Consider the following 17,305-nt stretch of genomic DNA (forward strand, 5'->3'; position numbering starts at 1 on the left):
GTTTCCGTCAGCGCCAGGACAAGCGTAGGTCATGTCATAGGCTCGGACCGCTCTTTCGGCTTCCGAAGGCTAGCCGCACTCTCGGCTAGTTCGTCGTCTGTCAGTTCTTCGATAGGGATGAAGTTGCCCCATCCGCTCGGGCGCAACCAACTGAGTTGCGATATCGTGAACTCATCTTCTATCGGCTGGATGTCGCCACCGCTCGCTTTGTGTTCGGTTTCCATGACTAGCCTTCCTCTCCATCGGCCGATTGTCGTCGCCGGCGAACCCCGACGCAAATGCCAGGCTTGATCCTCGCGCCCAACTCCCGCATTGTCTCTCGACTGCAAAAGGACCCGACCATGCGCCACCGCGGACAACCAATCACCATCGACACGCTTCCCAACACCCATGAACGGATGCGCGGAACGTATTCTGGCGAGACGGACGACGGGGTCCCGTTTGAGCTTTACGTGCACTCCGGCCAACGTCGCGCGGGCGGCAATGACCTTATGCGCGCGCACATCCGCTCGCTGACACAGGGCCGGCCCATGTCGAGCGCCGATCTCCATGTGAAGTACGACGAAATCTACATCCTGATCGGCAATCAGCAGCGAAAGGACATCCGCGTCAACCCGAACGGGTCATATGGATACGGCAACATACACGGCAGGACGTTCAAGGACATCGTGGTAAACATGCTTGAAGCCTTCGGACCAAAGCCGAAAATCGCTCCTGAGACAGCCGCCCCTACCGGTCCCAAGCCTTTCTAACGCTCTTATACGTCCCGATGCGTCCCAGGCTTCTGACGGCGCTTGCGAACTGATTTTCGGTATGCCTATGTTCTCGCCCATTCAAACAGGAGACGCGACATGGCCACCCCGTTCAAGACTTACGAATGCGCCCCGAACGCCGCCTTCGCCAAACGTCTTCTCTCCGCCGCCGATTCCAACCCGCAGGTTCCTCTTCCCAACGAAGGCCGTCTCAGATGGTTTGCCGAGAAGCTGGCTGCGAGAGGCCTGACCGCCTCCCTGGAGACGGTCAGGCGTTGGTTGAACGGGTCTTCGATGCCACGTCGAGATGCAGTCAATTGCCTTTGCCAAATCCTCGGGGTCGACGCCTACTGGATGCTCACCGGCCGTGGCCCTAGTCCGCTATCGAGCGTTCCACGCGCCGATTGTCGCGGACCAGAAGGGGATCATGCGGCTGAACTCCCTTCGGCGGTGAAGCTCATCGCAAGCCTTATCGAGATGGAAGGCGGTGTCACCGCCTATCGCAGGGAAGGCGACACCCGCGCTTTGGCGGACGGCGTCGACCTACACGCCATACTCGACGGAAAGCTTCTGAACATCCAGGTGGCCGCGTATAGGGCTGCCGAGGGCTTCGTCGTCGCCACAGGATCGAAGAGAAACGCTGTGGTCGGGGTAAAGCGCGGCAAAGGAATCGAAACGGCTCTGTATCATTTGGACCACGTCACGATGGATACCAAGGCTGTGAAGACCGCAAACGGGCGCGTTATCGGACTGCGGGCCGCCGCTTCGAAAAAACTGGTGTCTTTCCGCGATCTCCTCGAAGCGTAAACCGGAAATCGCTCCGTTTGACATCGTCGGGGAACAATCTGCATTATCCCGGCGATTGCCGTGTCTCGAAGGTGTGAACGTGGTCGAAGGTATATTGAAAATCTTCCGCGGCGCGATGGCCACGGGCCTCGCGGTTTTAGTCCTATCTATCGGCACCGCGGTCGCAGAGGACGTCTCGAGCCAAAGCGGCCTGTATCTCTATCCCGACGCCGAGCTTTCAGGCGTGGTCGCAGCCCAGCTTCCAAAGTCGGCCGAGGAGTGCCGCAGCATCTGCTCGTCCCGTTCCGGCTGCGTGGGGTTCGACCATTCGGTAAGCGAGAACATGTGCCGCATCTTCGCGAGCGTGACATCCGCGAGGCAATCCAAAACCAAAATGGTCGCTGGTAGCCGGGTGTTGATCACCGGGTTTAGGAACCCGGTCAACATGCCGGCCGCGCAGACGCCAGCACAGCCACCGGCCCCATCGGTCGCGAGACTTCCGCCAGTGCAGCCCCCAAAGCCGACCGTGACCAGGTGTATCGTCGCCGACCCCACGGACACGCCGACGAACGTGCGAGACGGGCCGAACGGCAACATACTGACCACACTGAACGATGGGGCTTCCGTCGTGATCTCGCGTATCGACCGCGATAGCCGTGGCCGACCGTGGGCGAAGGTCTACGGCGATGCCGAAGGGTGGGTTTTCAGAAAATTTCTCCGGTGCTGACGTGACGCCCGCTCGAATGCTCAAGCCGATCATGGCGGTCATCGTCACCACACTCGTGTCTCTGCCCCCAGTTTTGCACGCCGACGACGTCCTGCGTCCCTCGCAAGTGTCACCGATACCAGACGATCTATGGAAGTCGATGCAGGGAGTTTCCTGGCATGCCGATTTACCTGGTTGCCGCCGCGGGCGCTGCAAGTGTCCCGCTCGCTCCGAGCTAGTGTTGTTGACAATCCCGTATATCGGCTTCGACGCGAAGGAAAAATCTGGCCGGATGGTCGTCCATCGCGATGTCGCGAATGAGGTGGTGGCGATTTTCGAAGACCTCCACAGGCAGAAGTACCCGATCAACAGTATCAGGCTGATCGAGGACTTCGGCGGAGATGACGATGCCTCGATGGCGGCCAATAACACCAGCGCATTCAATTGTCGCGTCGTTCCCGAAAGCTCGGCCTTCTCCATGCACTCAAGAGGTCTGGCGGTGGACGTCAATCCCATCCTGAACCCGTTCATCTGGCGCGGCACCGTCCGACCTCCGGCTGGAACCCGTTTCGACGGGGAGAGCGAGCGATCGAACCGCATGCCCGGTTTGATCGTCGCTGACGATGGGGTCACGAGGGCTTTTGCCAAGCGCGGATGGAAATGGGGCGGCGACTGGTCGTCGATGAAAGATTATCAGCACTTCTACAAGGACGTTCGGTAGATCGGAGCGCCTGGAAATTTGTCGGTGGCACCGCCTGCCAGTAGCGTTGGACATCGATCAGGAACAAGCCAAATGACCCGCACCATCCTTTTCCCGGTTACCTACAGAATCTCGGGTCGCCTGCACGGCCGCCAGCAGGCGCGGACCTATCTTTTCGCGGAAGCGGTGGAGGCCTCCATCACCGATGTCTCCCCTGAGGATGCGCCCGTCGCCGTGAGCTGGAAGGTTCCGGTGGTCAAAGACAGCAGGATCACGCCGTGGGAACAGAGCCACATGTGGGCGTTCGACACCGAGAGACAGCAACACACGCGGTTTTTTGACGGCCGTCATTGGCTACGGGTTCTCTCCGAACAGCGTTACATCGACGCTCCCGTTGTTCCGATTTCGGCCTCCGAATTTGCCGCCAGCGCCCATACAGGCCGCTTCAACGGCAGCCTTGGATTTGTCGTGGAGACAAAACAGCGCAAAATCGAACTCGTTACGGCCGAACCGCGCGACCGCTTTGACGACATCGACGAAAGCGGCAGGTGGTATGCCATCCCAAGGGCCAAAGGCCTGGAATTCATATCGGTTGACGATGTCCTTTATGTCCGTTGCGAGCAGCCTTGCTTCAAGCTTGTCCCTGTCGAGGTTTCCTCCGGCCGGATAAGGCACATTCCAGTCGTTGATACCGTTTGGAACGGCGAAAGACGACCTCTCGATAAGACACGCATCACTCCGCTTCCGCTATCGATGCGCGAGGAGGTGATACGACGCTGTGGCTCCACCGATCCATTTTCGGCCGTTGGAGCAGGCGGAGACGTAGAATGGCCCTTGGTTCACCTTCTCGACAGCATGTCGACGGATTACGACCTCGAGCTGGAAGCAGACTACCTGATCCAGGAATTCCAGGCCAACTACAGGAATCACGCTTATCTGGAGTTCTATTTCCACAACAAAACCCCGGAAGACAAATTGGATCACCTGCTGCGCGGTGATCGGGAGTGGGCCTACATGGGCAGTTCGGCGTCACCGATCCGGCGTGCGATAGAGGCATTGGAAGGCATATCGATCACGCTGTCGCCGCAGCAAGCTTCGTCTGGTCCAGCCCCCTGGTAGAGTCTACGACATCCGAATTACACCAAAAATGTTACTTCAACTCGGCTGGCATAGATCATACTTATACTTTACAACTTGCGAGCGCGGAAACCAAACCAAGTTTCCGTTTGATTCGGATACCAACCTGGAGGGAATTTGGATGAAGAAGACAAAGAGCGCCCTTGAAACCTTCGCGAAGCGCAAGGAAGTCAAGGAAGTCAACGTCAAGAACACGGCCATCAAGCGTAAAAGCTGCACTGGCCTCCCCATCATGAGTTCCTGATCTACCCAGGAGATTTCATAGATGGACCCGTTCGGAAGTTTCGAAGACGGGGGCTTTGTCGATCCGCTCGCTTGGCGAGCGGATATGGCGTCCTCGTGCGCCGCCCTCCTGAAGCAAGACACCTCTTCGGCAAGGATTGCCGAGTTGGCCGCCGAATTCGACAACCTCGACCTCGATGCATGGGTCGACGCATACACCCACCCTTTCGTTCTGGCATACCTGTGCGAAGTAAATTCAGACGACTTCAAACATGAGATCGCAGCCAGCATCCGGGAACGCACGATCGGAGCCATCGCCGATTTCGATCAGCGCTGTGCCGAAATCTCTGGGACTCCGATTAGACTGGTAAAGACGGAACCCAATACCGACCTCGTGTTGCGCGGATTGCGGATCAAGGGCAAAGGATCGAGGCGTGAGGACTGCCTTTCGGCGACCCTCCTCCTGGATACCGACCCAGATTTCGCATACTACGCCGACCAAATCGCGCGCGGCCTGGAAGTCGTCAAGCAGACATGCCCCGGTCACTACAACGATATCGTCAATTTCGTCCGATACATCTCTCTGACGCGCGACGCGTCGTTCAGGGGGTCGTCCAGCACCTACCACTACGGAATGGTTTATTTCTGTCCGGAACGGTCCTGGACCGAGATCGACTGGGCCGAAGAGTTGATTCACGAGGCATCTCATCAGGTCCTGGAATGCGTTGCTTTCGAGGACAAGCTGTTCGACAACGACGAGCTGGCACTCAAGCCGATGTTCGAAGCGCCGATCCGCAAGGACCTGCGGCCGGCTTTCGGCGTTTTTCATGCGCTGTTCGTTGTGGCCAGGATCAAGCAGTTCTACGAAACCCTTGAGAGGTCTGGCCACCTTGGCCCTGGCAAGAGGGAATATGTCGACGGCCTGACCGCAAGAGCGCTCAAAACCGTCGGGCCGATGTCTGAACTGCCCTTCATCACGTCGACGGCAGGGAAATACTTCTGGACTACATCGCTCCTGTTCTCCGTTCTGCTTCCGTCCGTGAGCTTTCCGCCGCCGAGTAGGGGCAACGACCGAACATGCCGCTTCTTGACGTCTGTGTCGGATTGGCTGGCATGTTCGGTCTGCTTTCTCCCAGACACTACTTCCTAGTTCTGCCGTTTGTCTAACGCTACACCATCCCATATCGTCTGGCATCGACGAGGTGCTCAGATGGTCAGAACAGTTCTATTCCCGGTTAGCTACTCTGCCTACGGCACCATGCCAGGCAGAACCAATCGTCTTAGCTATACGCTGGCGGAAATGACTGAAATCTCGATCGTCGAGGTCGATCCGCAATTCGCGCCGATCGCCGTTAGTTGGAAAGTCCCTGACGAATTCGGCTACAACGGCCGTCAAGCCATGTGGGCCAGAGACGAGGCAGGCGGGCAACACACCGTCTACCACGAGGGTCGGCACTGGGTAACAGTGCTCGACTGGACGAAGGGCGACCCTTCGCCTCAGCTGCTGACCGACGATTTCCTGGCAAAAGCGCCGTCCGGCGAATTCAACCGGCTTCTTGGCTTTTCACCCCCAACCGGAAGCAAACGACGGTTTACTGTCGTAGAAGGCGACCCTGAGAAACAATTTCCGGATATCGACTGCTCTCATCGAAAGGATGCCAAGCGCACCGCCCTTGGCCTCGATTTCATTTCCGTCGGCGGGCTGCTTTATCAGCGTTGCGACCAACCAGTCTTCAAGTTGATCATTGAGCGTGGCGATGCGGATGGAAACAAACCGATTTCCAGGGGCCTCGTAGTTGATGCGTTCGAAAACCGTGACCAGAAAATGCACGTTACCGTACGCACCAAGCCTATTCCACTGGGCATGCAGGACGATCTGGCCTCTCTTAGCCCGACCATGGCGGATGTAAATGTGGCACACGGCGCAGAACCCACGATCCATCTACCGGAATCCATTTCGGCGACAGATAGTCTACGGGTCGCAGCCGATTTTCACGTCCTGGCTTTCCTCACCGACAATGCCCGTGCTTTCTACTCGACACACGACCGAGACTTCCTGGAAGCTTACCTTGCTATGCGCGATATCGACCAGAAGCTCGAATTCGTCACGGATCGGCTCGGCGAGTGGGCCAAAACAGGGTTGTCGACCGTCTCCCTGCACCGTGCCATCGAATATCTCGACGACGTGCCGATCAGCGTCGATCTCGCCGCGCAGTCGGTCGCTCGATCTAGGTTGACACCATGATCGTTCTCTTAGAGCGCCAGCCGGCATCTTGCGCATGTCGGAGGTGGAGCCCATCATTCTGCTGAAGCAAACTCAAGGAGCATTGATATGCGGCCCATTTTTCCGAAAAAGCCAAACCTTCCCTCTCCCGTCTCGATTCAGACGCGCATCTAGTCTCGACATGCTGACACTCGAAGCGATCCTCAAGACGACTCGACAGATGACCGCCTACGGCGAGCATGGTCTTCCTTCGTTGCGTGATCGTTCCCGTGCCGACAACGGCAATGCAGAGCGTGTCGATGTCGAAGGGTCTCCAACCCGAAAGTGGGACGACGAGAAGAACGTCTACGTCTACGTATGAAGACGTCTGGATGCTCACAAATCCGACAGGCGGAGCACTACCCGACCATATGAGCGACCGGCTACTGATTCCAGGCACATCGACACCCCTGCACCAGATCGCGGCGCTCTCTCCTTCGATGTCCGTCGAAGACATCCTCGAAGATTATCCTTCGCTCACAAGGCAGCAGGTCGAGGATGCCATCTCGGCCGCTCCTCTCGCGGCCGCCGATGGCAGCTATCCGAACCGCTCCATGAAGCGGGCGTTGGGCGATCTCGTATCAATGGGCGTGTTCGACGACGTTCTGACAGCGGCCGACGAGGACTTCATCCCGGTCGATCGGCAACGCGCCGAAAAGCTCGGGCCAGATTACGACCCGCACTACTTCGAAACTCTCGATGCGCTTTTAGAGGAAGCTTTTGGCCACTGGACGAATTCCAGATAGTCAACGGCTGACCGCCGACCCAATCTGTTGAGGACAACAACGACATGAACACCGGCATCACCACACGTGGCGACGAGACATTGGACGCAAGCAAGACCGTAGTCTGCGAAATCTGCGGAGCGCATGCCGCCCATGAACGGTTCGATCTACAAAAGTTCTCCTACGGTCAGGACGGCGTGATCCTGAGCGCGATCGTCGCCGTGACGGAATGCACAGCATGCGAAATGGCTTATACGGGAGAAGACGGCGAAATCCACAGAGAGCTCGCGGTCCGCAACCACCTGCAGGCGGTAGCCGCATCGCCCTCGGTGGGTGTCCCCGACGATACCGACAACCTCGATGCATGGAAGCAGGCGATTAGGAAGGATGTCGAGGAACGGTTCGGCCCGATCCCCGACGATCTTGTTCCCGCTGGTGAAGCCGCATGGTGAATTCGCGCCGCGTGCTTTGACGGTTTGCCGCCCCTTATTGCCATGCCCAGATTATCCTTGCGGTCCGCGAGACAAAAAGCGTTCCTTACACAAAAGAACAGGATGACACCGATGAGTTCGAAGAAAACCACCGAAAAAAAGGCCTCGAAATCCCCTATTGGCTCGTCGTTTGAGGCCTTCCTCGTTGAAGAAGGCATTGCCACCGAGGTTGACCAGACGGCCCGTGATCGCCTCGCCCGATGGATCGCCGAATAGGAGGAACCCTTTCGATGGCACTCTTCGAACTGGCATTCGACGTCTCTCCCGGTTCTTGGGACGCCGCCACGTTGTCCGATGCCATTGTGGAGGCTGGCTTTGCCGGCGCTGTCGTTGAAACCGACCGAGTCGGCGTGCTTTCCGTTCAGGTCGAACACAGCGACCCCAAATTCGAGCGAGGAGCGACCGTTGCCGGGGAAATACTGCCTTTTCTCCCGGATCGCGCTAATCTCATCTCGGTCAGACAGGCAGCCCATATTTCCGAGCTGGACGACGAAGACATCGAGGCAATTCTGTCGGCCGAATACGGGAAGCAGGGGCCTTAGTCGCTGGACGGGAAGACAATTATTCCCTTACCATCGACATTACTCGGCCGGTGGCGACATTGCGATGAAGCGAAGCTCGGTTGCGAGACGCCGGAAGAGTCTAAACAGTCTGGGGATGCATACTTAGGACAGCGTGTGTCCCCACGACGCCTCGAGCCCTCATAGGCTACTTGCAGAAGATTTTGCAGACATTGTCTGCAAAATTCGATTGAGCCTCGCCAGATACCTCTGGATTAACAAGCACTGTTTCCGTTTTTGACTTTCGACCGCCGACCCCCTCAAACTTCGACTCCGTGCCTCATAACTTCGCACCTCAAGGCCGGATCACCTCATACGTCTGGGGGACGACAATTACCTTAAAACGGGAAACATCTTCGAGGAAACTTCGAAGAACGACCTCTCGCAGTGCGATTACATCCTCGCAAAACCTACCGAGTATCTGCGAGGACTCTAATCGATTCTGGCAGTTATTAAAATGTAACGGCGATGTAACGCCGGCTACGGACGTCCGGTGTCTTCGAAGAAAATTGGAGGATCAAGATGTTCATGACCGCACATCCCGGGAAAACCACTCGGCGCTTTCACAGAATGGCCCCGTTTTAGAATGTCGAGGGGATCGCGACCTACCCGTCGCCAGACGAGGTCCGTAGGCGCTGATTTACCTCGACTAGCCTAACAGCAAGGACGAAGCGCTAAATTGGAAGGACCGCCTGCTCTACGGTCAGCCGCTATTCTCCGCTTAAAGGAAGACCACGACGGGTGCATGCGCAGTTCCCACTTTATGTTTTGAGAGCGAGGGGAATCTTGCCCGCTCTGAAAAGAGTTGATCTATCTGCCGACATTGTCAACGCAGAGGCCGATTCTGGACACAAGTGCCTGGACATGGCGATACCGTATGCGGTGACAGTATCGTGTCATAACCCAGCCATGCATTGAGATTCGTCATCTATCGCGGCTGAATCCAGTCAAATGAGGCGTAGAGTCCAAAAATCCTGGAGATTGTCCAAACGTATGTGGCGCTGGAGAAATTATTGAGCGTCAAATCTGCCCGGAATGACTCGCGTTGATTTTCTTCGCAAATTTTCACCAGCAGTCGATTTCCATCCGGAATAGACTTCACATCAATGCGGATTGGGTGCCACAAACTTCACATCCGTCCGGAATGGGTGCTGCGGGCGCGAGAGAGACCATCCCATCCAAAAGACCTCTAACCTGGTGTCGAGGTAACGTTTCCTGATGAAATGTGCGTAGCTCGTCGTTCAAATGTGAGGAGCACCAGAGAAGGCTCCATCCGAAGCATTACTGAGCTAGTGGGCTGATTTGGCTCGTTTATCTCGATGAAATGTGAGGAGCGGCTCGAGCAAATGTGAGGAGCTCGCCCGCCAAATGTGAGAAGCTGCCCCGAAAACGGTCCCAGTAGTTCCCCGCCCTCGCCTTCCAAAGGTCGGGCTGGTGCATTGACCCAGGTTAAGCGTCACGAAGCATTCATGGACACCTGAAGTAGCCGCCCTGCAATCAAGCCGCCAACGGTTTGCGCCGACGCGAGGCAAAAGGCCACCGCCTTTCTCGGGCGGTGGCCCTTGGGTCCAAGGGCAAGCCATTGGATGGGTATACCGATGATGCGGCCATGCGATGAATTGGTCAAACCGATTGCAGTGCTGTCAACCGATTGGGCGAATTGGCACCTGAGGGGACCGATGATAGATAAAATCGATCGCTCGGACCGCGTCCTCCGTTAACCTTTGATTTACGGATGCGGCGTATAACCGGGCACAGGACTGACCCAACCAAGGGAATACCTTGATGATGTCGATAGCCACCATGGCGCTGATATGCGGATTACCCGCATCGCGATCCGCAGGCTGACGACGGGTTCTGTCTTACTGGCGCATACGCCGGGCCTTTTTGACCACCCCGAGTACCAGTGAATTCTGTTTGTGTAATCGAGGTGGTGCCTATGTCGTCTTTCCCTCAGCCTAAAAAGCAAATCACAGCCGCAGTGCGTCTCCCATCGGAGACCGTCGCCAATCGCTACATCCAACTCCTCATGCGTCGAATACGCGGGTTCTGACTGCCTCAATCCGGAGGCTGATTTCCGTGGGTTCGCTCGTGACGTCGCTCTGGCGGCGCACGGCATGATGGAGGTGTGTCGTGAAGGCGCATTTTTATCCGTTCACGGGACAGGTGACCCCTGTTCCGCTGGACTTCCTCGTCTGTCTTGGCGTCCCGACAGCTGTCGTTGACGCAGCGCAGTTGCTGTTCAGCGCGATCGTCTTCGAAACGGAGACAGACGCGCCGGATTCTAACTGCGCCGATCGCGTGGAAGGAGGTATCCGTGACTGAAGCGGACGCCATCCTCACCGCCATCTTCGATGATGATCACAAACCCGCCCGAAAGATCGGCCGTGGCATGTATCATCCTGGCCGCGCCGTGGTCTTCCCGACCAAAAAGGTGCCGACTGGGTCGATCCGCGCCCGCTCGCCCCTCATGGCCGACGGGCTGATCCACCTCGACACCGATCCCAAGGTCGTGCGCTTGTCTCCATATCCCCTGGAGACGGCATACTGGTCGACGCTCGACGAAGAAACGCCCGCCAAACGCGACCACATCCCCGATATCGCGATCATGCTGCGCGACGACCGCATCGTCTTCATCGACTATGTGCCCTTGGCGGAACAGGCGGCAACGCCCCACTTCGCCCGCCGGGTCGCCGAGCGCACGCGTCATTTCCGCAACGAGTTCGGCTGCGCCTACGCGGTCCACGACGAGCGGTCGGTTCGCATCCAGCCGCTCCTCTCGAACCTGCGCCTCATGTGGGCTCACCGCCAGCTCGGCTTCGAGACGGCAGCCCAGGCCAATGCCCGTCATTTTGTTCGCCTCGCCTCGCTGCCGGCGACGATCCGGACGATTTCCGAAAATGCCGGCCGCACACACCAGGCCATCAAATGGGAGGGAGACGAACATCCAACGCCCCTGCCCGAGACCGACCTCGTCTTCACCGCCGTCATGCAGCTGGCGATGCGCGGCGAAGTGCGCCTCGATCTCGGAAAACCGCTGACCTTCGATTCCACCGTGCAGGAGACCGCCCAATGAGCTTCAAGTCGAAACACTTCGAGTTCCTGATCGAAAACTCGGCACGCCTCGTCTCGCAGGAGGATATCGGCGCTCCCAAGACGCCCGCCGACCAGATCAAGGTGTCCGCACAGAACATCGTTCCCGGCGACCAGTTCGTGATCTATGTCGACGACGAGAAGCGCGGGTTCGGTCACTTCCTGGCCACCCAGTGGATCGCCGACGCGCCGAACACGCCCAAACTCATCCAGCTGGTCGATCCCAAATGGGGGCCGACCATCTTCCTGTCACCGTATCAGATCGACTGGCTGAACGAGCGCGGCCGCATTCGCGCGGTCCATCAAGCACCACGCCCGAAGAAAGATACCAAGCAGCTTCCGACGAATTCGTTGAGCCTGACCGAGGCGCAGAAGAAGCAGGCTGATCGCTTGCTCGAGGTGATCGACCACTACACCCGCCTCTGCGGTGACCTGAACGACGGCCGCGCCTCGACGGAGCTGCTGCTGCGCGCCCGCCAGGACATCGCCGAAAAGCGTGGCACCAAGCCACCTGGCAAGACCGCGCTGTATAACGCGATCGCCAAGCTCAAGAAGTATCGCAACATCGACCGCGCCTGCGCCGTCGCTCCGCTGCCCAACCTTGGCAACGCGACCGCCCGTAACCACCCGCGTCTCGAAGAGGCGATCAAGGAAGCCGTCCGCATCGCTTGGGTGCAGCCCAAAGGAACGTGGTTCAACGTTAAACAGGCGCTTGCTGGTCTCTGTGCGCCAGAAGCTGAGTACCATGACCAGCTCGAGGCAGCCGCGAAACTGTCGAAAAGCACGCTCGAGCGTCGCTTCGCCAATGTCGACCAGTACACGAAGGACTTCCTGCGTTTCGGCGAAGAATGGGCGGCACGCAACAACTCGCAGTTCGTGCGTTTGGCCCGACCCGACTTTCCGCTCGACGTCGTTGACATCGACCACACCACGATGAACATCGTCGTGTTCGACGACGAGGTCCCCGTCAGCTTCGGCCGCCCGGATATCATCGTGTTCCGCGACCGCCATTCGGGCTGCGTGATCGGCTTCCACATCGGCTTCGAGGCTCCGTCCTTCGCGGGCTTCATCGCCGGCCTCAAGCATGCCGCGTATCCGAAAGACCCCCGTACCTTCGCCGGCGGCGAGAGCTGGCCATGGTACGGCATGCCCGTCCGCATCGGCGTCGATCAGGCCACCCACTTCGTAGGTGGCGACATGGAACATGCGGCACGTCAGCTCGGCTTCCAGGTCGTCGAGTATCAGGCGGGCCACCCGTGGGAAAAGGGAGCGCTCGAGAAGCTCTTCTCGATCCTTGGCTCCAAGCTGCTGTACCGTCTGCCCGGAAGCACCGCCCAGACGCCGGAGGAGCGCAAGAAGTACGAGGAAGATGCCGCGATGGCGAAGCCCGTGCTTTCGTTACGCGAGCTCTACGGCTTCCTGATGTACTACTTCGCCAAGTACCACAACCGCGGCAACCACGTCGGGATCGGCCCCCTCGTGACGCTGGACCAGTGCCCCGACACGCTGTGGTATGCCAGCGCCAATCGCGCGCCTGCCCGAACCTTCGTGCCGCCCTCGGCCTTCGACAGCCTCGTCGGCTACACCGAGGAGGTGACGATCCAGCCTGAAGGCGTCCGTGTCGACTATCTCAACTACCAGTCCGCCGAGTTGATCGCGCTGCGCTCGCATCCGAAGCACCTGCGCGGAACGCGCAAGCACCGGTCGACGAAGTACACGGCGATCCGCAACCCGAACGATCTCGGTCGCGTGACCGTGCTCGACCCCTATCGCAACGTGCCGATCGAGGTGCCGATCATGAGCGTCGCCCGCAAGTACACCGACGGGCTGACGCTCTATCAGCATCGCAAGATCGTGGAGTTCCACAAGGAGCGTTCCAAGAAGCCCCCGACGCTTGAGGAGCTGATCGAGGCAAAGGGCGACCTCGAACGATCCCTCGCGGCTATCCATGCCAAGCGCAAGAAACACGGCACGGCGATCAAGCTCGCGCGGTTCCTGTCGGGCCAGGCGACGAAAATCCGCAACTCGGAGATCATCGAGCTCACCGCTAATCCGGAGGTGACCGGTCATCTCGACTACGCCGATCCCGTGCGTCAGACGCCACGGAAGGCACAGCCTCCGGCGCTTCTCGAGCATCTGGCCGAGGACGAGGTGAACGCGGTCGAACCTGAAACACCGCCAACCCCTGAGGCCGTCTCGGCCGACGTGGCTACCCCTGCAAGCATCGAGGACATCCGATCCCGCTACTCCGACTGGGAGGAATGAGCATGACTGACAGCATCAACATGGAAAAGCTCTCGGACGAAGCCCGTCTCGTCGCGGCCGCGCAGGCACCGGACGTCCGGCAGCGGATGATCGAGACGCTGATCTACCCGTATCCGCTCTTCAAAGAGGGCGATGCGTTCATCGGCAAGTTCCACCGACCCGTTGTCGGCGGGACCCATGGCCGCGGCAAGATCGGAGGACTTCTCGGACCGTCCCGTGTCGGCAAGTCCTCGATCTGCAAATACTTCCGCAGCCGCCATCCCAGTTCGGAGGATGCCAACGGCGAGGTTCATCCGGTCGTCTACATCCAGGCCTCGGACGACATGGTGCCGAAAAGCATGTCCGAGCGCATCTGCCGCTCCATGGGTGCGCAGTCGCTTGCCCAGATGAAAATCCCTGCGCTGATCGACAACACGATCGACCGTCTCGTGTGGGCGCGCACCGAGCTGCTCATCATCGACGATGCCCAGTTCATGTTCACGGACCGGCGCGTCGACCAGGTCAGGCACTTCAAGAGCTTCCTCAAGCTCTGCGCCGACCGCAATGCCTTCAACATCCTGCTGGTCGGCGAGACCTCGATCAGGGACGTCATCTCGAGTGTCGATTACCTCCGTGGCCGCGGCGGCTTCCCGAACAAGACGCTCGATCCTCTCGGCGACACCAAGAGCGAGTTCGAGCAGTTCTGCATGCTGCTCGACGGCATCGACAATCGCCTGCCCTTCGTCACGAAGTCGCGCCTTGCGAACGAGCGCATCGCCCGCGACATCCATCGCCATTCCGGCGGGCTGATCGGTCGCGTCATGGAGCTCGTCCAGTTCGCGGCCTTCGAGGCGATCAACGACGGAACCAACAGCATCATGATCGAGCATCTTCAGTCGGCGGCCGATACCCTGGTCCTGTCGAACGATTCCTATCGCTACTTCCGTGGAGTGTAGAGCCATGACCCCGATCCGCCGCCCATTCACCCGTTGGCGTCTGCGTCCCCACCAGGGAGAGCCTTCGTATAGCTACTTCGCCCGTCTCGTCGCAGATGAGGGCCACAACAGCGTCAAAATCTACGCGACGGAGATCGGGGTCAACGGCCGCAATATCGTGCCGGAGGAAATGCTGGATGCCCTTCGTAAGCTGCCGTTGCTTCCAGATGAGATGGAGCGTTTGCGGGCGGCCACCCCGATCCTGAGAGACAGCGTCTACCAGGTCGGGAACGAACGCCTCAAACAAAAGCAGCTCTCGTTTCGGCATCGGCGTGTTTGCCCGCATTGCCTCGCCACAGCCCGTTACCATCGCATTCAGTGGGATGTCGTCTCGGCTCGATATTGTTCGATCCATGGCGTGGAGCTTGTCGACAAGCCGCGCTTTGGTTGGTGGTGGCCGCACTTCGATGTCTCGCCCCAAGGCGTCCGGCTGATCGATCCAACCGAAGCCGTCCCAGCCCGCCCGCTGCCCTTCCACGAGATGCTGCGCACGAGGCTCGAACTTGGAGAGCGCGGGGACGGTCCGCTGGCGACAACAGAACTGAGCGATATCATCACCGTGGCTCAGGCCGTTGGTCAGTTCGCCGTGATCGGCAAGCGGTCGTCCAAGGACAAGTCATGCGACATCGACGCTGGCTACCAGGTCCTGACGCTCTCGCACGGCGAACGAGTTGAATGGTTCAAGGAACGGTACGAGGCTCTCGTTCCGGCGGCTGTCAGGAAGCGTGGCTTCGACGCTTCTGGTGGTCCGCTTCGAGCCGGCTTCGACGTCGGTGGCGACGCCTTGTGGGATGCCGTCGAGCAGGCTCAGTACGAGGGGTTTGCAAAGGTCGGCACGCTCGGCCGTAAGTTCGTCCGGCGCGACGCAATCCGTAGTGACAAAACTCTGAAGGAGGCTGCTGCCGCTCTCGGTCTGCCGCCAAAGGGGCTGAGCAAGTTCATCCAGAGGATCGGACTTCTGCCTCACGCCAAATGGAACGGCGACGCCATCTCTCTCGACACTGAGGCGTTCGAGGCGCTGAAGGCTGTCGTCGACGATCTCATCACGCTGCCGCAGACCATCGAGATCACCGGTATTCCGGGTCACGAATTCCGGCAGGTCGCCAAGGCGGGATTGGTTGCCGAGTACCCCCATATGCCGACGGGCGGCACCTTTGGACCGCGATACTCTCGGAAGGAGGTCACAGAGATTGTTGAGCGTTGCCGCTCGTCGACGTCGGCTAAGCCCTCGGGAGAATTGAAAACCCTCATCTCAAAAGCGAAGCAGCTGAACACCACCCAAGGTCAGCTCGTTAGCATGGTCATGCGCGGTGAGATTACGCCGTCCTTGGTCGACCAAGACCGGCTAGGGTTCAGAGGACTTTATTTTGAATAACAGTCTCCAAGGTCAGTAATCCCTATCTCTCTCGCTTCTTGCAGGTACCAGCCTCACGATGTTCCAAACACTGGAACCATCCGAACATGAGCCACCACCTGCCTCACCCGATCCGGGTTTCCCACGAGCCGATGATCAGCGCAGTACGATCGGAAATCCGCGAGGCCCAGATTGCCACTGCCATCGAGGCGGGAGGCCAGATGAAAACCTGGAAGGAGCAGAAGGCCATTGCTGACTGGTCCGAGAAGGCGGAAAACGCCGTGCTTCCAGAAGAGGAACGGGAATGGCACAAATTTCGGATGAGACACATATCCGAACTGGCAGATGCGCTTCTTCGCCCGGATGACCAGTTCGAGATGACGCTTGCCGACGCTCCGCGCCTCTACAACGCCGCGGCGCTCATCGACAAATTTCCCGATCAAAGCGTGTCAGACTTCAGGCTGGGTGATGTCGTACTTCCGCCTGACCTCGCCGTCGATGGCCGACTGTTCGTCGAATTCGGCACGAAGTCCGATCATCTCGCGATCAACGCCGCCCAGGACCTGTACTTCGAAGGCGCATACGTAACGCTCACCGAGAACGAGCAGACCGAAACCACCGAAGTTACGGTCCATCTTGTCACGAACGACCCTGAATTCAGCGATTGGGAAAACAGGTCCTACTGGGAAACACTGAAGCGGATGGCGAACGCTGTCAGGATTACTGTTGGCGACAACATGACAGTTTGCGAAGGCTTTCAGGGCGTAACTTCCAACTCCCGATTCCAATGCGATCCAATCCTGATCAGCAATATGAAGGCCTGCTTCAATGCCTACGACATCGCGATCAAGACGGTACTTTACCTGAATGAGTATGGGCAGGACTTCGATGTCGACTTCCACTCGCGTGACCATGATGAGCTGGTCCGTGATCTCGCCGACGGTAAAAACGAGGCGCTATGGGCGCTCATGCAAGAGGATGTCTATCCGATCTTCTGTCTCGGTCGCAGGGTTAAACCGCTGCCTCCATTCGAGGAACCAGACCTCGAGGCCGTGACCGAAAGGCAGATGGAGCGCGGTCGGCAGGAATATGAGCGAGCAAGGGCAGCTGCGCCCGGAAAGTGGTAGCCAGGCGCTCTTTGTGGAAGAAGCGATCAAAAGGACCCTTGCGCCGACCGTCTAGCGATTCAATCATGATGCTTCATCAGAGGGGTTTGACGTGTGAGCGACGAGCGCAGAAATGCTTACTTTAAGCGGCGGGAGTATCTCCGGAACCGC

Annotated in this window: 20 protein-coding genes; 19 read left to right on the plus strand and 1 reads right to left on the minus strand. The window is 58.6% G+C overall.

Going from position 1 to position 17,305, the window contains the following annotated elements; translation table 11 throughout:
- Positions 1-29: 29 nt before the first annotated feature.
- Complete coding sequence (locus FHT76_RS06085; protein ID WP_259184881.1) at positions 30-224, minus strand: hypothetical protein; 195 nt, start codon at positions 222-224, stop codon at positions 30-32.
- 117 nt (positions 225-341) lie between these two features.
- Between FHT76_RS06085 and FHT76_RS06090 the strand changes: the two genes are divergently transcribed.
- The 19 genes from FHT76_RS06090 (at position 342) to FHT76_RS06180 (ending at position 17,155) form a co-directional block, all read left to right on the plus strand.
- Complete coding sequence (locus FHT76_RS06090; RefSeq protein WP_259184882.1) at positions 342-752, plus strand: hypothetical protein; 411 nt, start codon at positions 342-344, stop codon at positions 750-752.
- 99 nt (positions 753-851) lie between these two features.
- Positions 852-1,559: a hypothetical protein gene (locus tag FHT76_RS06095; RefSeq protein WP_259184883.1), complete on the plus strand. Its 708-nt coding sequence runs from the start codon at positions 852-854 to the stop codon at positions 1,557-1,559.
- Between the two features lie 94 nt (positions 1,560-1,653).
- Positions 1,654-2,265: an SH3 domain-containing protein gene (locus FHT76_RS06100; RefSeq protein WP_259184884.1), complete on the plus strand. Its 612-nt coding sequence runs from the start codon at positions 1,654-1,656 to the stop codon at positions 2,263-2,265.
- A gap of 1 nt (position 2,266) precedes the next feature.
- Positions 2,267-2,965, plus strand: a complete 699-nt coding sequence (locus FHT76_RS06105) for a M15 family metallopeptidase (RefSeq protein WP_259184885.1) — start codon at positions 2,267-2,269, stop codon at positions 2,963-2,965.
- 72 nt (positions 2,966-3,037) lie between these two features.
- Entirely contained in the window at positions 3,038-4,063 is a 1,026-nt protein-coding gene (locus tag FHT76_RS06110) for a hypothetical protein (protein ID WP_259184886.1), read from the plus strand.
- A 139-nt stretch (positions 4,064-4,202) separates the two neighbouring features.
- Positions 4,203-4,325 carry a hypothetical protein gene (locus FHT76_RS06115; protein ID WP_259184887.1) on the plus strand — a complete coding sequence of 41 codons (123 nt, stop codon included), beginning with the start codon at positions 4,203-4,205 and terminating at the stop codon, positions 4,323-4,325.
- Between the two features lie 21 nt (positions 4,326-4,346).
- Positions 4,347-5,453 carry an aKG-HExxH-type peptide beta-hydroxylase gene (locus FHT76_RS06120; protein WP_259184888.1) on the plus strand — a complete coding sequence of 369 codons (1,107 nt, stop codon included), beginning with the start codon at positions 4,347-4,349 and terminating at the stop codon, positions 5,451-5,453.
- A 60-nt stretch (positions 5,454-5,513) separates the two neighbouring features.
- On the plus strand, positions 5,514-6,548 hold the full coding sequence (locus FHT76_RS06125; RefSeq protein WP_259184889.1) for a hypothetical protein: 1,035 nt from the start codon (positions 5,514-5,516) through the stop codon (positions 6,546-6,548).
- 160 nt (positions 6,549-6,708) lie between these two features.
- On the plus strand, positions 6,709-6,888 hold the full coding sequence (locus tag FHT76_RS06130; protein WP_259184890.1) for a hypothetical protein: 180 nt from the start codon (positions 6,709-6,711) through the stop codon (positions 6,886-6,888).
- 10 nt (positions 6,889-6,898) lie between these two features.
- Positions 6,899-7,312: a DUF433 domain-containing protein gene (locus FHT76_RS06135; RefSeq protein WP_259184891.1), complete on the plus strand. Its 414-nt coding sequence runs from the start codon at positions 6,899-6,901 to the stop codon at positions 7,310-7,312.
- Between the two features lie 44 nt (positions 7,313-7,356).
- Positions 7,357-7,743 carry a hypothetical protein gene (locus FHT76_RS06140; protein ID WP_259184892.1) on the plus strand — a complete coding sequence of 129 codons (387 nt, stop codon included), beginning with the start codon at positions 7,357-7,359 and terminating at the stop codon, positions 7,741-7,743.
- A 111-nt stretch (positions 7,744-7,854) separates the two neighbouring features.
- Complete coding sequence (locus tag FHT76_RS06145; protein WP_259184893.1) at positions 7,855-7,998, plus strand: hypothetical protein; 144 nt, start codon at positions 7,855-7,857, stop codon at positions 7,996-7,998.
- A 14-nt stretch (positions 7,999-8,012) separates the two neighbouring features.
- Positions 8,013-8,324, plus strand: coding sequence for a hypothetical protein (locus tag FHT76_RS06150; RefSeq protein ID WP_259184894.1), 312 nt, complete (start codon positions 8,013-8,015; stop codon positions 8,322-8,324).
- A gap of 2,151 nt (positions 8,325-10,475) precedes the next feature.
- Entirely contained in the window at positions 10,476-10,667 is a 192-nt protein-coding gene (locus FHT76_RS06155; RefSeq protein ID WP_259184895.1) for a hypothetical protein, read from the plus strand.
- Complete coding sequence (locus FHT76_RS06160) at positions 10,660-11,418, plus strand: hypothetical protein (protein WP_259184896.1); 759 nt, start codon at positions 10,660-10,662, stop codon at positions 11,416-11,418. The genes FHT76_RS06155 and FHT76_RS06160 overlap by 8 nt, the downstream gene beginning before the upstream one ends.
- On the plus strand, positions 11,415-13,700 hold the full coding sequence (locus tag FHT76_RS06165; RefSeq protein ID WP_259184898.1) for a hypothetical protein: 2,286 nt from the start codon (positions 11,415-11,417) through the stop codon (positions 13,698-13,700). The genes FHT76_RS06160 and FHT76_RS06165 overlap by 4 nt, the downstream gene beginning before the upstream one ends.
- 2 nt (positions 13,701-13,702) lie before the next feature.
- A complete protein-coding gene (locus tag FHT76_RS06170; protein ID WP_259184899.1) occupies positions 13,703-14,635 on the plus strand; it encodes a TniB family NTP-binding protein in 933 nt (310 codons plus the stop codon).
- Between the two features lie 4 nt (positions 14,636-14,639).
- Positions 14,640-16,049: a TniQ family protein gene (locus tag FHT76_RS06175; RefSeq protein ID WP_259184900.1), complete on the plus strand. Its 1,410-nt coding sequence runs from the start codon at positions 14,640-14,642 to the stop codon at positions 16,047-16,049.
- An 86-nt stretch (positions 16,050-16,135) separates the two neighbouring features.
- The gene (locus FHT76_RS06180) at positions 16,136-17,155 is read left to right on the plus strand and encodes a hypothetical protein (protein WP_259184901.1); all 1,020 of its coding nucleotides are present in this window, start codon (positions 16,136-16,138) and stop codon (positions 17,153-17,155) included.
- Positions 17,156-17,305: the final 150 nt, after the last annotated feature.

The sequence above is a fragment of the Rhizobium sp. BK176 genome (genome assembly GCF_024808055.1).